At 66.1% G+C, this 14,902-nt stretch carries 15 protein-coding genes and 1 tRNA gene; 4 read left to right on the top strand and 12 right to left on the bottom strand.

What is annotated here, in order from left to right:
• Positions 1-9: 9 nt before the first annotated feature.
• The 11 genes from NLR35_RS16045 to aroA all read right to left on the bottom strand — a co-directional run bounded on the left by NLR35_RS16045 (position 10) and on the right by aroA (position 11,475).
• Entirely contained in the window at positions 10-1,350 is a 1,341-nt protein-coding gene (locus tag NLR35_RS16045; RefSeq protein ID WP_257167506.1) for a folylpolyglutamate synthase/dihydrofolate synthase family protein, read from the bottom strand.
• Positions 1,347-2,285 (bottom strand): acetyl-CoA carboxylase, carboxyltransferase subunit beta, encoded by a 939-nt coding sequence (gene accD, locus NLR35_RS16050; RefSeq protein WP_257167507.1) that lies wholly within the window; start codon positions 2,283-2,285, stop codon positions 1,347-1,349. The genes NLR35_RS16045 and accD overlap by 4 nt, the downstream gene beginning before the upstream one ends.
• A gap of 94 nt (positions 2,286-2,379) precedes the next feature.
• Complete coding sequence (trpA, locus tag NLR35_RS16055) at positions 2,380-3,216, bottom strand: tryptophan synthase subunit alpha (RefSeq protein WP_257167508.1); 837 nt, start codon at positions 3,214-3,216, stop codon at positions 2,380-2,382.
• Complete coding sequence (gene trpB, locus NLR35_RS16060; RefSeq protein WP_257167509.1) at positions 3,213-4,436, bottom strand: tryptophan synthase subunit beta; 1,224 nt, start codon at positions 4,434-4,436, stop codon at positions 3,213-3,215. Before trpB ends, trpA begins: the two co-directional genes overlap by 4 nt.
• Positions 4,433-5,092, bottom strand: a complete 660-nt coding sequence (locus NLR35_RS16065; RefSeq protein ID WP_257167510.1) for a phosphoribosylanthranilate isomerase — start codon at positions 5,090-5,092, stop codon at positions 4,433-4,435. Before NLR35_RS16065 ends, trpB begins: the two co-directional genes overlap by 4 nt.
• Before the next feature lie 80 nt (positions 5,093-5,172).
• Positions 5,173-5,565, bottom strand: coding sequence for a lipopolysaccharide assembly protein LapA domain-containing protein (locus tag NLR35_RS16070; protein WP_257167511.1), 393 nt, complete (start codon positions 5,563-5,565; stop codon positions 5,173-5,175).
• A 77-nt stretch (positions 5,566-5,642) separates the two neighbouring features.
• On the bottom strand, positions 5,643-5,966 hold the full coding sequence (locus NLR35_RS16075) for an integration host factor subunit beta (RefSeq protein WP_006613123.1): 324 nt from the start codon (positions 5,964-5,966) through the stop codon (positions 5,643-5,645).
• Positions 5,967-6,135: 169 nt separating this feature from the next.
• The gene (sppA, locus tag NLR35_RS16080; protein WP_257167512.1) at positions 6,136-7,116 is read right to left on the bottom strand and encodes a signal peptide peptidase SppA; all 981 of its coding nucleotides are present in this window, start codon (positions 7,114-7,116) and stop codon (positions 6,136-6,138) included.
• 408 nt (positions 7,117-7,524) lie between these two features.
• On the bottom strand, positions 7,525-9,234 hold the full coding sequence (gene rpsA, locus NLR35_RS16085) for a 30S ribosomal protein S1 (protein WP_006613121.1): 1,710 nt from the start codon (positions 9,232-9,234) through the stop codon (positions 7,525-7,527).
• Positions 9,235-9,502: 268 nt separating this feature from the next.
• Positions 9,503-10,141, bottom strand: coding sequence for a (d)CMP kinase (gene cmk / locus NLR35_RS16090; RefSeq protein ID WP_257167513.1), 639 nt, complete (start codon positions 10,139-10,141; stop codon positions 9,503-9,505).
• The gene (gene aroA / locus NLR35_RS16095; RefSeq protein WP_257167514.1) at positions 10,138-11,475 is read right to left on the bottom strand and encodes a 3-phosphoshikimate 1-carboxyvinyltransferase; all 1,338 of its coding nucleotides are present in this window, start codon (positions 11,473-11,475) and stop codon (positions 10,138-10,140) included. Before aroA ends, cmk begins: the two co-directional genes overlap by 4 nt.
• Before the next feature lie 151 nt (positions 11,476-11,626).
• On the opposite strand from aroA, the gene NLR35_RS16100 reads away from it, so the two are divergent.
• Both NLR35_RS16100 and NLR35_RS16105 read left to right on the top strand, forming a co-directional pair.
• Positions 11,627-12,034, top strand: coding sequence for a TIGR02300 family protein (locus NLR35_RS16100; protein WP_257167515.1), 408 nt, complete (start codon positions 11,627-11,629; stop codon positions 12,032-12,034).
• 81 nt (positions 12,035-12,115) lie between these two features.
• Positions 12,116-12,191, top strand: a tRNA-Ala gene (locus NLR35_RS16105).
• Positions 12,192-12,348: 157 nt separating this feature from the next.
• Here the strand turns inward: NLR35_RS16105 and NLR35_RS16110 are convergent.
• Entirely contained in the window at positions 12,349-12,807 is a 459-nt protein-coding gene (locus NLR35_RS16110; RefSeq protein ID WP_257167516.1) for a MarR family winged helix-turn-helix transcriptional regulator, read from the bottom strand.
• Between the two features lie 171 nt (positions 12,808-12,978).
• Between NLR35_RS16110 and NLR35_RS16115 the strand changes: the two genes are divergently transcribed.
• Both NLR35_RS16115 and NLR35_RS16120 read left to right on the top strand, forming a co-directional pair.
• Positions 12,979-13,404: an organic hydroperoxide resistance protein gene (locus NLR35_RS16115; protein ID WP_257167517.1), complete on the top strand. Its 426-nt coding sequence runs from the start codon at positions 12,979-12,981 to the stop codon at positions 13,402-13,404.
• Positions 13,405-13,556: 152 nt separating this feature from the next.
• A complete protein-coding gene (locus NLR35_RS16120; protein WP_257167518.1) occupies positions 13,557-14,759 on the top strand; it encodes a CaiB/BaiF CoA-transferase family protein in 1,203 nt (400 codons plus the stop codon).
• The last annotated feature ends 143 nt before the right edge of the window (positions 14,760-14,902 follow it).

Here is a 14,902-nt window from a genome sequence, read left to right on the forward strand (position 1 = left end):
GCTATGTCCTCAGGTCGGCGGCGTGCCGTTGAGGTCGAGCACGTGGCCTGCGAGATAAAGCGACCCCGTGATGAGAATACGCGGCGGCACCTCATAGGCAAGCCGCGCGATGCCGGCGAGCGCGGACGCCACGCCGTCGGCGATCTCGACGCGCATGCCGAGCGTGCGCGCGGCCGCCGCGAGATCGGCCGGCGCCATCGCGTTGCTCTCGTTCGGAATGGGAACGACGATGATGTGGCGCGTCAGTCCCGCGAAATTGCCGAGGAAGGCTGCGGCATCCTTGTTGCCCATCATGCCGACGATGACGACGAGCTGCCGCGAGACGCGCTCTTCGAGATCGCCGATCGCCGCGGCAACGACGCGGCCGCCTTCGGCATTGTGGCCGCCGTCGAGCCAGATCTCCGCGCCCTGCGGCGCGATCGCGGTGAGCGCGCCGATCGACAGCCGCTGCATGCGCGCTGGCCATTCGGCGTTGACGATGCCGTCTTCGAACGCCTTGGTCGTGAGCTTGAACCGATCGACCGCGCGCAAGGTCGCGATCGCAAGACCCGCATTATCGAACTGATGCCGGCCGAACAGTTTTGGCGCCGGCAGATCAAGCAGACCGCGATCGTCCTGATAGACGAGACGATTGCGCTCGACGCTGACGTGCCAGCTCTCGCCCGCGGCAAACAGCGGCGCGCGCTGGCGCTTGGCCTCGTGCTCGATCACAGCCATCGCATCCGGCTCCTGCGCCGCCGAGATCACCGGGCAGCCGCGCTTGATGATGGCGGCCTTCTCGGCCGCGATCAGCGCGCGGGTATCGCCCAGGAATTCCATGTGATCCATGCTGATCGGCGTCAGCACGGAGGCCGCGACCTGCTCCACCACGTTGGTGGAATCGAGCCGGCCGCCGAGCCCGACTTCGAGCAGCACGACATCGGCCGGGTGCCTGGCGAACAGCACGAACGCCGCAACGGTCTTGACCTCGAAGAAGGTGATCGGCGCGCCGGCATTGACCCGTTCGCATTCGAGCAGCGCCGCGATCAGTTCGTCATCGTCGACCAGCACGCCGCCGCCGACCTGACCGAGCCGGTAGCTCTCGTTGATGCGGACCAGCCAGGGCGACGTGAAGACATGAACGCGCAGGCCTGCCGCTTCCAGCATCGCGCGCAGATAAGCGACCGTGGAGCCCTTGCCGTTGGTGCCGGCGACATGGATCACCGGCGGCAGCTTGCGCTCGGGATGATCGAGCTGCGCGAGCAGCCGGTGCATGCGCTCCAGCCCGAGCGAGATCTTGCTCGGATGCAGCGCCGAGAGGCGCGTGATCAGTTCGTCGAGCGAAGGCTTGGGCTGGGCGAGATCGTTCACGCGCTCGTTGCGACCGCCGGCGCTTCCGCCACCTCAGTGGGCTTGGCCGGCGGCGGCAGCTGCGGCGCGGGCTTGGCGTGCTCGACGGCCGGCGCCTTGGTCAACAGGCGACACAGCCGTGCCAAGGTCGGGCGCAGGTCGTGGCGATGCACGACCATGTCGACCATGCCGTGGTCGAGCAGGTACTCGGCACGCTGGAAACCCTCAGGCAGCTTCTCGCGGATGGTCTGCTCGATGACGCGGGCACCGGCGAAACCGATCAGCGCGCCGGGCTCGGCGATGTGGACGTCGCCCAGCATCGCGTAGGACGCCGTGACGCCACCGGTGGTCGGATTGGTCTGCACGACGATGTAGGGCAGCTTGGCCTCGCGCAGCATTTGAACTGCGACCGTCGTGCGCGGCATCTGCATTAGCGACAGGATGCCCTCCTGCATGCGCGCGCCGCCGGAGGCCGCGAACACGATGAAGGGCGACTTCTTCTCGACCGCGAGCTCCAGCCCGCGCACGATCGCCTCTCCGGCGGCCATGCCGAGCGAACCGCCCATGAAGTCGAAATCCTGCACGGCGATGACGACGCCCATGCCTTCGAGCTTGCCGAAACCGACCTTGACGGCATCGTTCATGCCGGTGCGCGCGCGCGCATCCTTGATGCGGTCGGCATAGCGGCGCTCGTCACGGAACTTCAGCGGATCGGGCGTCACGTCAGGCAACGCGACGTCGAACCAGGTCTCGTTGTCGAACATCGACTTCAACCGCGCCGTCGCGCCCATGCGCATGTGGTAGTTGGAGCCGGGGATGACGAACTGGTTGGCCTCGACGTCCTTGTAGAACACGAGCTGTCCGGAATCCGGGCACTTGATCCAGAGGTTCTCCGGCGTCTCGCGGCGCAGGATGTTGCGGATCTTCGGCCGGACCACGTTGGTAAGCCAGTTCATGAAAAGCTCCGTTTTGCGGTCGCCCGGATATATGGCGGGATGGCGGCGTCACGGCAAGCCATACCGCGGCGCTCCATACACGGGTGGTTGATGGCTATTCCGCGGCCTGCTGGGCGCCCCGCACGCCCTGGGCCAGGGCTGCGGCGAGGTCGGCGACTGCACTGACCGTCTTGGGCGTGGCGCGGCCCTCGGCGTCCAGGCTCGCCTTCAGCGCGTCGACCAGGGCGGTGCCCACCACCGCGCCGTCGGCATTGGCCGCAATCGCGCGGGCGGTCTCCGGTGTCCGGATGCCGAAACCGACGCAGACCGGAAGCGCGGTGTGGCGCTTGATCCGCGCCACGGCAGCGCCCACGGCGGAGGAGTCCGCCGCAGCCGCGCCGGTGATGCCGGTGATCGAGACGTAGTAGACGAAACCGGAGGTATTCGCGAGCACGGCCGGCAGGCGCTTGTCGTCGGTCGTCGGCGTCGCCAGGCGGATGAAGTTCAAGCCCGCCTTGAGGGCCGGGATGCACAATTCGTCGTCTTCCTCCGGCGGCAGGTCGACAATGATCAGGCCGTCGACACCGGCGCCCTTCGCATCATCGAGGAACTTGTCGACGCCGTAGATGTAGATCGGGTTGTAGTAGCCCATCAGCACGATCGGCGTGTCAGCGTCGCTGTCGCGGAAGCTGCGCACGAGACCAAGCGTCTTCTTCAACGTCATGCCCGCTTTCAGCGCGCGCAGGCCTGCCGCCTGGATCGACGGTCCGTCCGCCATGGGATCGGTGAAGGGCATGCCGATCTCGATGATATCAGCGCCCGCCTGCGGCAGCGCCTTCACGATCGCGAGCGACGTCTCCGGATCAGGGTCGCCCCCCATCACGAAGGTGACGAACGCCGAGCGGCCTTCCTTCTTCAACTGCGCGAAGCGCGCATCCATCCGCGTCGTCACTGTGCTTTCGCCCTTCCTCGCAGGATATCGCCGACCTGCGGAACGTCCTTGTCGCCACGGCCGGACATGTTGACCACCATGAGGTGATCCCTGGGCTTCTTCGGCGCGAGCTCCATCACCTTGGCGATGGCATGCGCCGGCTCCAGCGCCGGAATGATTCCTTCGAGACGCGACAGCAGCTGGAACGCCGCGAGCGCTTCCTCGTCGGTCGCGGACAGGTAGTTCACGCGGCCGACGTCGTGCAGCCAGGAGTGCTCCGGCCCGATGCCGGGATAATCGAGACCGGCGGAGATCGAATGCGCCTCGTCGATCTGGCCGTCCTCGTTCATGAGGAGGTAGGTGCGGTTGCCGTGCAACACGCCGGGACGGCCGCCGGCGATCGAAGCGGCGTGCAGATGCGTCAGGCCATGGCCGGCGGCTTCGACACCGTAGATCTCGACCGAGGGGTCATCGAGGAACGGATGGAACAGGCCCATCGCATTGGAGCCGCCGCCGATGCAGGCGATCAGCGAGTCCGGCAGGCGGCCCTCGGCCTCCTGCATCTGCGTGCGCGTCTCGCTGCCGATCACCGACTGGAAGTCGCGCACCATCATCGGATAGGGGTGCGGGCCGGCGACGGTGCCGATGCAATAGAACGTGTTGTGGACGTTGGTGACCCAGTCACGCAGTGCCTCGTTCATCGCATCCTTGAGCGTCTTGGCGCCGGACTGCACCGGCACGACCTTGGCGCCCAGCATCTCCATGCGGATCACGTTCGGCTGCTGCCGCTCGACGTCGACCGCGCCCATGTAGACCACGCAGTCGAGCCCGAAGCGCGCGCACAGCGTCGCGGTCGCGACACCGTGCTGGCCGGCGCCGGTCTCGGCGATGATGCGCTTCTTGCCCATGCGGCGCGCGACCATGATCTGGCCGAGCACGTTGTTGACCTTGTGCGAGCCGGTGTGATTCAGCTCCTCGCGCTTGAAGTAGATCTTGGCGCCGCCGAGATGCTCGGTCAGCCGCTCCGCGTAGTACAGCGGCGAAGGCCGGCCGACATAGTGCTTCAGATGGCCATTCATCTCGGCGTGATAAGCCGGATCGGACTTGGCCTCGGCATAGGCCTTTTCCAGATCGAGGATCAGCGGCATCAGCGTTTCCGCGACGAAGCGGCCGCCAAAGATGCCGAAATGGCCACGGTCATCAGGACCGCTGCGGTAGGAATTGGGAATGGCTGTGGTCATTGCACGCTCAACTCTTCAGCGGCCCGCGCCGCGCGAATGAAATCCCGGATCATGTCGCAATCCTTCACACCCGGCGTCCGCTCGACACCAGAGGACACGTCGACGCCGCCGGCGCGCGTCGTCCGCACGGCCTCGGCGACATTGTCGGCGCTCAATCCGCCGGACACCATGAACGGGCGGCCCAGCTTCAGTCCCTGCAGCACATGCCAGTCGAAGGTGGCGCCGAGGCCACCGGGGCGCGTCGCATCCTTCGGGGCGCGCGCGTCGAACAGGATGCGGTCGCACACCTCGGCATAGCCGGCCAGCGGCGCGAGATCGGCTGAAGTCTCCACCGGAATGGCCTTCATGACCGGCAGGCCGAAGCGCTGCTTGAGATCGCGAATGCGCGCGACGCTCTCGCGGCCATGCAATTGGAGGAGGTCCGGGCGCAGGGTCTCGACGATGTTCTCGAACGTCGCATCATCGGCATCGACCGTCAGCGCCACCTTGAGCGCACGCCCCTTTGCCTGCTGGCCGAGCTCGCGCGCGGCTGTGAGGCCGACATGACGGGGCGACGGCGGAAAGAACACGAATCCCACCATGTCGGCACCCGCGCCAAGCGCGGCACCGAGGGTGTCGGGCGTGGTCAGGCCGCAGATTTTGACGAGCAGGGACATCGGGAAAGAACGCACGTCCGGACGAAAGGGATCACCTGGAGCCGACGACTTCCGAAGGCCGTTCAGGCTTTGCGCGCCTTCTACAACGCGGCGCCCTGCTTGTCTCGCCCATAAGGGGCGAAAAGCCGGGCCGGGGCGGCCGGAACCAGGGATTGTCCCGGGCCCTGGTTCGCACGCGCCGCGGCAGTCAGCTGGGCGACTTGCGCGCGGGCGGCTTCGGCATCAGCCTGATGGCGGCGGGCGGCGCGGCGCCAACGGCGCTGGCCGATCCAGGTCGCGCAGCCGCCGGCGATCACGCCCAGGATCGCCACGGCGATGATCAGGGCAAACAGCGGCACCGCCGCCGAGAGCGCCGGATCGGTCGCGTTGAACGGATCGAATGATACGGTAACGAAATGCCGGTTGGCGACCGCGAAAACGACGAACAGCACCAACAACGGAAGGACGATCACCACGGTGAAGAATTTTCGCATGCGCTCGCTCGTATCAGTCAGGCTGGTTTCGCCTCGATCAGCCGCCAACGACTAACACGTCCGGCGCGAGACGCGCGTCACTCGTCCGTATCGTCGGCGTCCTCGCCAGCGCCTGCCGGATTGTCCCGGTTCAGCCGCTCGCGCATTTCCTTGCCCGTCTTGAAGAACGGAACGCTCTTCTGGTCCACCGGGACATGGGCGCCGGTCCGCGGATTGCGCCCGGCGCGCGCCGGCCGATGCTTGACCGAGAACGCTCCAAAGCCGCGCAGCTCGACGCGATCACCGCGCGCGAGCGCGGCCACGATCTCATCGAGGATCGCATTGACGATGTTCTCGACATCCCGCTGGTAGAGATGCGGGTTGTGCTCGGCGATACGCTGAACCAGCTCGGATTTGATCATCGAGAAAATGTACCCGGGGAGACAGTCCCATTTCCGTGAAAATATGCAGGACTGTCAAGACGCTAAATCATTCATCGGCCCCGTGAATCGGCTTTCGTGGCCCGATCCCGGGCCATCTGACCGCACACCCTTAGCGAGAACATCGTCGCGACGATTGTCTTGACGAGCTTCAATTCCCCGTCGCGGGGGTCCAGAGCGCCAGCATGCCGTCGAGGCCGACCCGATCGACCGCCTGGACGACGCCGGCGCGCTCGATCTGGCGCGCGATGCCGGACAGGCCGACCGCGTCGAGCGCCATCGAGGCGGCCGTGCGCAGGAAGGTGAGGTCGCCGAACCGCGGCACCAGCTTGTAGTCGCGTACGGGGAGGTCCTTCTTGACGTTCTTGTTGGCGACGAGCCACGCCACCGCCGTCTTCTCGTCGCCGAGCTCGTCGATCAGCTTGAGCTCGACCGCCTGACGTCCGGTGAAGACGCGGCCGTCCGCCACCTTCTCCAGCTGTGCATCGTCCATGCCGCGGCGGCTCTTCACGAGGCCGCGGAACCAGGCGTAGGAATCCTTCACGAGGTCATCGAGCGCAGCGCGCGCTTCCGGGCTGGTCGGCTCATAGCCGTTGGGCGCGGCCTTCAGCGGCGAGGACTTCACCTCCTCGATCTTCACGCCGACGGTCTTCAGCAGCTCGCTGACATTGGGATACTGGAACAGGACGCCGATCGAGCCGACCAGCGAGCTCTGCTGGGCGACGATGTGATCGGACGCAATGGCGCCGATGTAGCCGCCGGAGGCCGCGAGACCTTCGACCACGACGACGAGCGGCTTCTTCGCCTTCAGGCGAACGAGCGAATCGTAGAGCTGCTCGGAGCCGGCGGTGGTTCCGCCGGGGGAGTTGATATGAACGACCACGGCCTCGGCCGAGGAGTTCTCGAGCCGCTCCAGCGCCTCGACGCGCTCCTGATCGCTGCGGATCAGCCCCTCGATGTTGACGCGGGCGATCGAGCCGGAGGTCGACAGCGCCGTGCGGCCGCGCGGCGACATCGCAAGGCCGATGGCCGAGAGCGCCGCAATCGCGATCAGCACCGCCACGACCCGCCAGAACGTCAGCTTGCGGCGCAGCCTGCGGCGATCGACGATCACATCGGAATCAAGCGACATAGGAAGCTCCTGGAAGTCTCGGCGCGTTTTGCAGCCGCAGCCTGAATATCTCGTTATCCGATTACATCAATCGCGGCGCATTTTGAAGAAAGGAAGGCTTCGCCACGAAGCCGCCCAAGGGTCGACGGGCTCCGAGCAGGCCGCAGGGCTAGCGTATTCGATGATCGGAGTCTTGCTCTCATCTCTCTCCACGTCGTCATGGCCGGGCTTGTCCCGGCCATCCACGTCGTTCGGCGCGTGGGAGCCACGTGGATGCCCGGGACAAGCCCGGGCATGACGGAGCAACTAACTTGCAGGTTCGATCGTATCGGCATCCGCGATGGCGAGGGGCGGGTCGAAATGCCCTGAGGGCACAAAAAAAGCCCCGGCGTGAACCGGGGCTTTGATCTCGTGACGCGAACCGAAGGCTTACTTCGAGTCGCGGTTCTTGAGCGCGGTGCCCAGGATGTCGCCCAGCGTCGCGCCCGAATCGGACGAACCGTACTGCGCGATGGCTTCCTTCTCTTCCGCCACTTCGAGCGCCTTGATCGACACCTGGACCTTGCGGGCCTTCTTGTCGAACTGGATCACGCGGGCATCGACCTTCTCACCGACGGCGAACCGCTCGGTGCGCTGATCGTTGCGATCGCGCGCCAGCTCGGAGCGCTTGATGAAGGTGGTGAAGTCGGTGCCGGTGATCTTGACGTCGATGCCGCCGTCCTTGACGTCCAGCACTTCGCAGGTGACGACCGCACCCTTCTTGACATCACCCGGCTCGGCGAAGGGGTCGCCTTCGAGCTGCTTGATGCCGAGCGAGATGCGCTCCTTCTCCACGTCGACGTCGAGCACCACGGCCTTGACCATGTCGCCCTTCTTGTAGTTGTCGATGACCTGCTCGCCCGGCAGCTTCCAGTCGAGGTCCGACAGGTGGACCATGCCGTCGACATCGCCTTCGAGACCCAGGAACAGGCCGAACTCGGTCTTGTTCTTGACCTCGCCCTCGACCACCGAACCCGTCGGATGCTTCTCGACGAAGACCTCCCACGGATTGCGCATGGTCTGCTTGAGACCGAGCGAGATGCGCCGCTTGACGCTATCGACCTCGAGCACCTGCACTTCGACTTCCTGCGAGGTCGAAACGATCTTGCCGGGGTGCATGTTCTTCTTGGTCCACGACATCTCGGAGACGTGGATCAGGCCTTCGATGCCCGGCTCGAGCTCGACGAAGGCGCCGTAGTCGGTGATGTTGGTGACGCGGCCGTGGAAGCGGGCCTGCAGCGGGTACTTGGCCTCGATGCCCTGCCACGGATCGTCCAGCAGCTGCTTCATGCCGAGCGAGATGCGGTGCGTCTCGTGGTTGATCTTGATGATCTTGACCTTGACCGTCTGACCGATGCTGAGCACCTCGGTCGGATGGTTGACGCGGCGCCACGCGATATCGGTGACGTGCAGCAGGCCGTCGATGCCGCCGAGGTCGACGAACGCACCGTAATCGGTGATGTTCTTGACGACGCCGTCGATGACCTGACCCTCTTCGAGGTTCTGCACCAGCTCCTGGCGCTGCTCGGCGCGGGTCTCTTCCAGCACGGTGCGGCGCGACACGACGATGTTGCCGCGGCGACGGTCCATCTTGAGGATCTGGAACGGCTGCGAGTTGTTCATCAGCGGCGCGACGTCGCGGATCGGACGAATGTCGACCTGCGAGCGCGGCAGGAAGGCGACTGCGCCATCCAGGTCGACGGTGAAGCCGCCCTTGACCTGGTTGAAGATGACGCCGTTGACCTTTTCGTTGTTCTGGAAGGCCTTCTCGAGCTTGCCCCAGCTCTCTTCGCGGCGCGCCTTGTCGCGCGACAGCACGGCTTCGCCCAGCGCGTTCTCGATGCGGTCGAGGAACACTTCGACCTCGTCACCGACCTTCAGCTCGCTGTCGCGGCCGGGACCGGAAAATTCACGCAGCGCCACGCGGCCTTCGGTCTTCAGGCCGACGTCGATGACGGCCATGTCCTTCTCGATCGCAACGACCTTGCCCTTGACGACGGAGCTTTCCTGAAGGTTGCCCTTCGTGAAGGACTCGTCCAGCATCGCGGCAAAATCATCGCGGCTGGGATTGTAGGAATTAGCAGACGTACTCGAAGCCATTGGTTCTCCAGATGCGGACATTCTCGCCAGCGAGGGGTTGATCGGCGCATCGGATGAACAGTGCCTGGAGGTCCACAAATCCCCAGACGTCCGCGTTGTCAGCGCGAAAAGCGCAAACGACGCGGGCCGGCAATGCCTGCACATGCGACACGTATGACGTGCGTAACGTATGAAGTTCGTCCGGCTGATCGGACCCGATTGAACCGCAATCGAGCTCTCGACGGTCAAGGGCGGGAGCGGGCGGTTCCTCCAATGACGTCAACGGAAATCAAACCCGCTGACGGCCCGCTCGAACGGCCTCGACGATGTCGATGGCGGCCCGGACGCCGCCCTCTATATCCAAATGAGAGTTATCAAGCAAGTAAGCATCCGGCGCTTGTTTCAAAGGGGCGACGGCGCGGTTCTGGTCGCGTTCGTCGCGCGTCAGGATGTCGGCCAGGATGGCCGCCTCGTCGGCCGGTTCCCCGCGGGACCGCGCCTCGAGGGTGCGGCGATGCGCCCGGATCGTGGGATCGGCGACGACGTAGATCTTCACCTCGGCGTCCGGGCAGATCACGGTCCCAATGTCGCGGCCGTCGAGCACGGCGCCCGGCGGCTGGCCGGCGAACTGGCGCTGGAAGGCCAGCAGCGCCTCGCGCACTTTGGGCAGCGCTGACACCACCGACGCCGCCGACCCGACCGCGTGCGACCTGAGGGCCGGATCGTCGAAGGTGGCGGGGTCCAGGGTCATCGCGACCTCCGCCGCCCGCGCCTCGTCCTTGAGATCGACCCCGGCGGTCAGCAGCGCATGCGCGACCGCTCGGTAGATCACGCCCGTATCCAGGTGCCTGAGGCCATAATGCGCGGCGAGCCGCTTGGCCATGGTGCCCTTGCCCGAGGCAGCCGGGCCGTCGATGGCGATGATCATGCGAAATCCGCGCCCGCCTTGCGCATCAGCGGGATGAAGTCGGGGAAGCTGGTGGCGATGAAGGCGGTGTCGTCGACGGTGACGGGCTTGTCGGAGGCAAGCCCCATCACGAGGGCGGACATGGCGATGCGGTGGTCCATGTGGGTGGCGACGATGCCGCCGCCGGGCACATGGCCGCGGCCCTCGACGATCAGGTCGTCGCCGGTGATCTCGACCTTGACGCCGTTGACGCGCAGCATCGCCGCGGTGGCCTCGAGCCGGTCGGATTCCTTGACGCGCAGCTCGTGCAGGCCGCGCATCACGGTCGTCCCCTCGGCATAAGCGGCCGCGACCGCCAGGACGAGATATTCGTCGATCATCGAGGGCGCGCGCTCGGGCGGCACCACGACGCCCTTGAGTTTCGAGGACCGCACGCGCAGCCGGGCCATCGGCTCGCCGGCATCGCCGCGGACATCGTCCTCCTCGATCGAGGCCCCCATCTCGCGCAGGGTCGCGAACAGGCCGGTGCGCAGCGGATTGGTCATGACGTCCGACAGCACGAGATCCGAGCCGTCGACGATCAGCGCGGCGACCAGCGGGAAGGCCGCCGAGGACGGGTCGGCCGGCACGATCACCGCGGCGCCGCGCAGCTCCGGCTGGCCGGTCAAGGCAATCCGGCGGCCGTGGCTGCCTTCCGGCGTCGTGACGATGTCGGCGCCGAAGTGCTTGAGCATCAGCTCGGTGTGGTCGCGGCTCGCCTCCTGCTCGATGACAGTGGTGACGCCGGGCGCCGCGAGTCCGGCCAGCAGCACGGCCGACTTGATCTGCGCCGAGGCCACCGGCGTACGGTATTCGATCGGAATCGGGTTGCTCGCGCCCTGCAGGGTTAACGGAAGCTTGCCGCCCTCGGCGCTGGCGGTGACCTTGGCACCCATCAGCGCCAGTGGATCGAGAATGCGGCGCATCGGGCGGCTGCGCAGCGAGGCGTCGCCATCAAACACGGCGCTGATCGGACAGCCGGCAACGGCGCCCATCACCAGCCGGCAGCCGGTGCCGGAGTTGCCGAAATCGAGCGTGGCTGAAGGCTGAGCGAAACCGCCGACCCCGACTCCGTTCACGGTCCAGGCGAACTCGCCGGTGCGTTCGACCTTTGCACCCAAGGTCCGCATCGATTTCGCGGTGTTGAGGACATCCTCGCCCTCCAGGAGGCCGGAAATCCGGGTCTCGCCCACCGACAGCGCGCCCAGGATCAGCGCCCGGTGCGAGATCGACTTGTCGCCGGGCACCCGAATCGTGCCCGAAAGCGGGCCGGAGGTGCGGGATTCGAGTGGGGTCGGGGCGGCTGACGTGCTCACGGCGGGGTCCTCGGGTTTCGGAGGCGGCAGGTATCACAGCCCCTGCCCGCCGTCACGAGCGGTGATTTTCCCGTTGACAGCGCTATTGACAGCGGCGCGGCAACTAGCCAAGTGAGACACCGCTTTTCAGACATTGCCAGGACGCCTGCACGTGGCCAAATCCGAGCTCGGAACCAAACGCATTTGCCCGACCACGGGCAAAAAGTTCTACGACCTCAACAAGAACCCGGTGATCTCGCCCTACACCGGCGAGGTCGTGCCGATCGCTCCGGTGGCGCCGACCCGCGCCATGCGCGGCGAGGCGGCGCGTGCAGCGGCTGCGCAGGACACCGCGCAGGAGCCGGCCGAGGCCGAGGAGTTGGTGTCGCTCGAGGAGGCCGATGCCGAGGAGAACTCCGGCAAGGTCAAGGCCGTCGTTCCCGAATCGGAGGACGACATCGAGATCGACGAGACGCTCGACGACGACGAGGATGACGACTCGACCTTCATCGCCGACGAGGAAGAAGGCGACGAAGATGTCACAGACATCATCGGCGATGTCGGCGGCGACGAAGAATAATCGTCGAAGCCACTTGAGATCAGCCGCGAACTGTGGTTCACGGTGCTCCCCGGCGGTCGCCCAGACCGCCGGTTCGGTTCAGGGGCCATAGCTCAGCTGGGAGAGCGCTTGCATGGCATGCAAGAGGTCGGCGGTTCGATCCCGCCTGGCTCCACCAGCCTTCGCTCGCTTCGCGAGCTTCGGCTCTGCAAGCCACCCCAAACTGCAAATTGAGGGAAGCGAGCAAAAGCTGTCGCGCCGTAGCCTGGACGCTGAAGCCCTCTTGGGCGCAGGCGGGAAGGCGCAGGCGGATGAAGCGTTTTTAGTTTGGCGTTTCACCCCGCCGCCGCGTCGAGCCGCGCCCGCAACTTCACCAGCTTGCCGTGCAGATCCGCCAGCTCTGCAAGTGAGCATCCCGTCGCATCAAGAATCGCCGGCGGCACGATCGCGCGCGCTTTCTCGCGCAATCCCGCGCCTTGCGCAGTCAGCGTGACCAGCACCTGGCGCTCGTCCTGCGCTGATCGCGTCCGCTTGAGCAGATGCAGCGCCTCCATCCGCTTCAACAGCGGGGTCAACGTTCCCGAATCGAGAAACAGCCGCTCGCCGATCTCCTTCACCGACAGACCGTCGCGCTCCCACAGCACCAGCATGACCAGGTATTGCGGATAGGTCAGGCCGAGCCGGTCGAGCAGCGGCTTATAGACGCGGTTGAAGGCGTGGGCGGTCGAGTAGACCGCGAAGCAGAGCTGGCTGCCGAGCTGCAGCGGCACGTCGGCAGTGGTCTTCTTGGGCATGGTCACACCAGGGACGAGGCACTCGGTGCATCTTGGGAGGTGCCGACGGATTTCGGCAACGACCGGGACGCACCGATCACGAATTTTCTACCGAACAATCATATTGTGCACAATCGAATTGCGTGCAATATCACCGGCACTGAATTCCACCCCACTCAACGGGAGACACCGATGTCCGTGAACGTGCTCTACAAGACCAGCGCCAAGGCGACCGGCGGCCGCGACGGCGAGGCGGCGACCCTCGACGGTTCGCTCAGCGTCAAGCTCTCGACCCCGAAGGAGCTGGGCGGTGGCGGCGGTGCCGGCAACAATCCGGAGCAGCTGTTCGCCGCGGGCTATGCCGCCTGCTTCATCGGCGCCATGAAGTTCGTCGCCTCCCAGGGCGGCCCGAAGGTTCCGTCCGACGCGTCGGTGACCTCCACGGTCGGCATCGGCCCGCGCTCCGAAGGCGGCTTCGGCATCACCGTCGAGCTCGCGGTCTCGCTGCCCGGTCTCGCCAAGGCCGACGCCGAGGCGCTGGTCGAGAAGGCCCACCAGGTGTGTCCGTACTCCAACGCGACCCGCAACAACGTCGACGTCAAGCTGACCGTCGTCTGATCTCCAATTCCGTCCCGCGGCAGGGCGCCTCGCGCATCCTGCCGCGGCGCAGCCCTCGCCTTTTTCGCGAGGCTGCATGCACCGCGCCGGGTTTGCGCCGGTGACGGAGCAATGCTTAATGACCGCGAGTTGAAACCAACCTCGCGATGTCCATGACCCTCCCATTTGCTCCCGGCGCCATGGCCGGCCTGCGCGTGATCGATCTCACGCGCGTGCTCGGCGGCCCCTATTGCACGCAGATCCTGGCCGACCACGGCGCCGACGTGATCAAGGTCGAGCCGCCCGCCGGCGACGAGGTGCGCGACTGGGGCCCTCCGTTCCACGACGAGGACGCGGCCTATTTCGTCGGCATCAACCGCAACAAGCGCTCGATCGGCCTCGACCTGGCATCCGAGGGCGGCCGCGTGGTGCTGCTCAAGATGCTCGAGACGGCCGATGTGCTGATCGAGAATTTCAAGCCCGGCACGCTCGAGAAATGGGGCATCGGCAGCGACGTGCTGCGCGAGAAGTTTCCGCGTCTCGTGCACTGCCGCATCTGCGGCTTCGGCGCCGACGGGCCGCGCGGCGGCAATCCCGGCTACGACGCGATCATCCAGGCCATGACCGGCATGATCGCGGCGACCGGCTCGCCCGAAAGCGGCCCGATGCGGATCGGCGTGCCCCTGGTCGATATCACCACGGGGCTCTATGCCGCGATCGGCATTCTGATGGCGCTGTCGGAGCGGCAGCGTTCGGGACAAGGCCAGTTCCTAGAGGTCACGCTCTATGAGACCGGGCTGGCGATCATGCATCCGCACACCGCGAACTACTTCATGCATGGCAAGCCGCCGTCGCTGACCGGCAACGAGCACCCGAACCTCGTTCCCTACGCGATCTTCCCGACCAAGACCGATGACATCTTCATCGGCGTCGGCAATGACGGCACCTTCCGCAAGCTCGCCAAGGAGATCGGTCGCCCCGAGCTCGGCACCGATCCGCGCTTCGCCCGCAACCGCGACCGTGTCGCCAATCGCGAGGCGTTGCGCGCCGAACTCGCGGCTGTGTTCAGCGCGTTCGAGGCCGAGCCGCTGTGCGACCGCCTGCTCGCCGCCGGCCTCCCCGCCGGCCCCGTGCAGAAGATCGATCAGGCGCTGACCAATCCGCATACGCTCTACCGCGGCGATGTCATCGAGAAGGATTGGTACAAGGGCGTGGCCTCGCCGATCCGGCTCGAACGTACCAAGCCGACCTTGCGCTCCACGCCGCCGAAATACAGCCAGCACGCCGAGGAAGTGCTGAGCGAATTCGGCTACACGTCGAGCGAGATCGACGCGCTGCGAGCGGCAGGAACCGTCTGCACGGAACGCAAGCGCTGACCGGGACCGCCGCGCTGCCGCCGCACCGCACCACGCTGCGGCGGCAGAGAGCTGCGGTTTACCGCTTTTCGCGGACGCACTGCGCACGGCTTTCCCGCGTCAGGGCATACGTCTATACATTCACATAACTGTCATCTGGCGCT

Origin of the sequence: Bradyrhizobium sp. SRS-191, assembly GCF_024586915.1 — a bacterium.
In the GTDB taxonomy this organism is placed as follows: Bacteria; Pseudomonadota; Alphaproteobacteria; order Rhizobiales; family Xanthobacteraceae; genus Bradyrhizobium.

Bases quoted from the DNA above. Each gene is read 5' to 3' on its own strand.
- accD (WP_257167507.1), bottom strand. From the start codon at position 2,285: ATGAACTGGCTTACCAACGTGGTCCGGCCGAAGATCCGCAACATCCTG.
- trpB (WP_257167509.1), bottom strand. From the start codon at position 4,436: ATGACCACAGCCATTCCCAATTCCTACCGCAGCGGTCCTGATGACCGT.
- NLR35_RS16065 (WP_257167510.1), bottom strand. From the start codon at position 5,092: ATGTCCCTGCTCGTCAAAATCTGCGGCCTGACCACGCCCGACACCCTC.
- NLR35_RS16070 (WP_257167511.1), bottom strand. From the start codon at position 5,565: ATGCGAAAATTCTTCACCGTGGTGATCGTCCTTCCGTTGTTGGTGCTG.
- NLR35_RS16075 (WP_006613123.1), bottom strand. From the start codon at position 5,966: ATGATCAAATCCGAGCTGGTTCAGCGTATCGCCGAGCACAACCCGCAT.
- sppA (WP_257167512.1), bottom strand. From the start codon at position 7,116: ATGTCGCTTGATTCCGATGTGATCGTCGATCGCCGCAGGCTGCGCCGC.
- rpsA (WP_006613121.1), bottom strand. From the start codon at position 9,234: ATGGCTTCGAGTACGTCTGCTAATTCCTACAATCCCAGCCGCGATGAT.
- cmk (WP_257167513.1), bottom strand. From the start codon at position 10,141: ATGATCATCGCCATCGACGGCCCGGCTGCCTCGGGCAAGGGCACCATG.
- NLR35_RS16110 (WP_257167516.1), bottom strand. From the start codon at position 12,807: ATGCCCAAGAAGACCACTGCCGACGTGCCGCTGCAGCTCGGCAGCCAG.
- NLR35_RS16115 (WP_257167517.1), top strand. From the start codon at position 12,979: ATGTCCGTGAACGTGCTCTACAAGACCAGCGCCAAGGCGACCGGCGGC.
- NLR35_RS16120 (WP_257167518.1), top strand. From the start codon at position 13,557: ATGACCCTCCCATTTGCTCCCGGCGCCATGGCCGGCCTGCGCGTGATC.